This is a genomic window from Aquabacterium commune, assembly GCF_004362855.1.
Lineage (GTDB): Bacteria > Pseudomonadota > Gammaproteobacteria > Burkholderiales > Burkholderiaceae_C > Aquabacterium > Aquabacterium commune.
Map to the genome: position 1 here is coordinate 1 of NZ_SNXW01000033.1, position 2,299 is coordinate 2,299.

2 protein-coding genes are annotated in these 2,299 nt (G+C 65.3%); both read right to left on the reverse strand.

Features of this window, described 5'->3' with window-relative positions; genetic code table 11:
• Window positions 1-37: 37 nt before the first annotated feature.
• Window positions 38-850, reverse strand: coding sequence for an IS21-like element helper ATPase IstB (istB, locus tag EV672_RS18590; RefSeq protein ID WP_133611427.1), 813 nt, complete (start codon window positions 848-850; stop codon window positions 38-40).
• On the reverse strand, window positions 847-2,103 hold the full coding sequence (gene istA, locus EV672_RS18595; RefSeq protein ID WP_243738771.1) for an IS21 family transposase: 1,257 nt from the start codon (window positions 2,101-2,103) through the stop codon (window positions 847-849). The genes istB and istA overlap by 4 nt, the downstream gene beginning before the upstream one ends.
• Window positions 2,104-2,299: the final 196 nt, after the last annotated feature.

Below are 2,299 nucleotides of genomic sequence, written 5' to 3' on the forward strand. Positions count from 1 at the left end.
TGTCAACGGTATTCCAATTTTCCCCACCCATGGTCGTTCAAATTTCCCCACCCGGTTGAGGATCGGACTCGTCGGAACGAACGAGCCCGGCCTTGAGTTTTTCCTTGAGGCGGTATGAGTTGCCCCGGATGTTGAGGGTGACGGCGTGGTGCAGCAGCCGGTCGAGGATCGCGGTTGCGATGACCCGGTCACCGAAGACCTCGCCCCAGGTGCCGAAGCTCTGGTTGCTGGTGAGGATCATCGGCCCGCGCTCATAGCGCCTGCTGATGAGCTGGAAGAACAGGTTGGCGCCTTGCCGGTCGATGGGGAGGTAGCCGATCTCGTCGATCACCAGCAGCCTGGGCGTGGTGAACACCTTGAGCTTGTCGTCGAGCTTGCCTTCCGCGTGTGCCTTGGTCAGCTGCGCAATCAGGTTGGCCGCCGAGGTGAACAACACCCTGTAGCCCGCCTCGATGGCCTTGAGGCCCAGGGACACCGCCAGGTGGGTCTTGCCCACGCCGGGTGGCCCCAGGATGATCACGTTGTCGCCATGTTCAATGAAGTGGCAGGTGGCGAGGTTGCCCACCTGTTTCTTGTCGATGGAAGGCTGGTAGCCGAAGTCGAAGGTCTCCAGAGGCTTGACGAAGGGGAAGCGGGCCATCGCGGTGCGCATGGCGATGTTCTGGCTGCGTTTGGCCGCCACCTCTTCGCCCAGCACCTGTTCCAGGAAGTCGGCATAGGGCAGCTCCTGGGCGGCGGCGTGCTGCAACATGGCTTCGAGCCGCTCGCTGCTCTTGCGCAGCCGCAGCTTGCGCAGGTGCTCGCCCAGGCGTTCAAGCTGCGCCGGTGTGGTCATGGCGGTGGCATTCATACAGCCTCCAGTGCAGCGGCCAGCTGCTCGTAGACCGACAGGTCACGCACCTCGACCTCTTGGGCCAGGGCAGGATGCGCCGGGCTGTCTGCCTTGGGCGCAGGTGGGGCCAGGGCAGGCACCTGCTCACTGCGCTGGGCACGCGGGCCGTGCTCGGGCAGCACGCAAAGCTGAGCCTTGCCAGCCAGCACCTCGTGGCGCGCCACCTCCTGCCCACCGTGGCGGATGACCCAGTGGGCGCCTTCGCGCACCACCTGCACGGCCTTACCGATCAGCTTGAAGGGCACCGAGTAGCGGTTGCCCTCGATGCTGACCAGCCAGTCCTCGGCCACCACACGCTCGCGCACCATGGCGTCACGGAAGCTGGGCTGGCTGGCCGTGGGCGCCAGGTGAGCAGCTTCCTCCTGGAACCGGTCGATGGGCCGCTGGTGCGTGGTGCCATGGATGCGCACGTCGGCCACCTCGGCCTGCCAGGTCCGCAACTGGTCATTGAAGTCGTCCAGATCGCGGAAGCTGCGGCCCGGCACGAAGTTGCGCTTGACGTACTTCACACCGGACTCGACCTTGCCCTTGGTCTTGGCTCGGTAGGGCTGGCACAGCCGAATGCGGAAGCCCCAGTGCTGGGCAAAGGCCTCGAAGGTGGTGTTGAGCCGGCTGCCCTCGCGGTCGTGGTGCACCACGGTGCGCATACGGTCGAACAGCAGGTTCTCGCAGCGGCCACCGAAGTGGGCGAAGGCATGCTCGTGCGCAGCCAGCAAATTGTCCAAGCGCTCGTGCAAGAAGCCTTCGGCATAGCCGCGTCGGCTGTAGCCCAGCGTCATGACGAAGATGTGCACCCGCACGACCTGCTCCCCGAAGTGCACCTTGACCTGCCCCCAGTCGACCTGGGCTTGCTCGCCAGGCTCGGTCTCGAAGCGGCGCTGGGTGAGCGCCGCCGAGGCGGCCTGTGCGCGCAAGGGGCGAACGGCGACCTTGATCACCTCGTAGCTGCCCTCGAAGCCCCGCTGCAGGCGCAACTCCTGGTGAAGGATGCGCGCCGAGAAGTTGACCTGCGGGGCGCGCTCGTTCAGCCAGGCCATGTGCTCATCGAGCTTGGAGGAACGCTGCGCACGGCTGTACGGTCGCCAGTGCTCGCTGTGCAGGGCCGAGCGCACCGTCTTGCGGTCCAGCCCCATCTCCCGTGAGATGGCCGAGACGGTCTTGCCCTCGGCCTTGGCCTCGCGTATCGCCTGCCATTGCGTTTGCCCAATCACGTCGCCCTCCGTGTCCCGGGTGCCCCCCGACACGGTAGCGGCGCCGCCTGGCAGGGCCCTCGGGCCCTGCCAGTCAACTTCGTCATCTCTGACGTTCAAGCATTGCTGTTCCTGCTCCATCTGATGCTCCTTGCATGAGATGGGTGGGGAAAATTCAAATGCCACAAGTGGGGATTATTGGCCGACCACTGACACC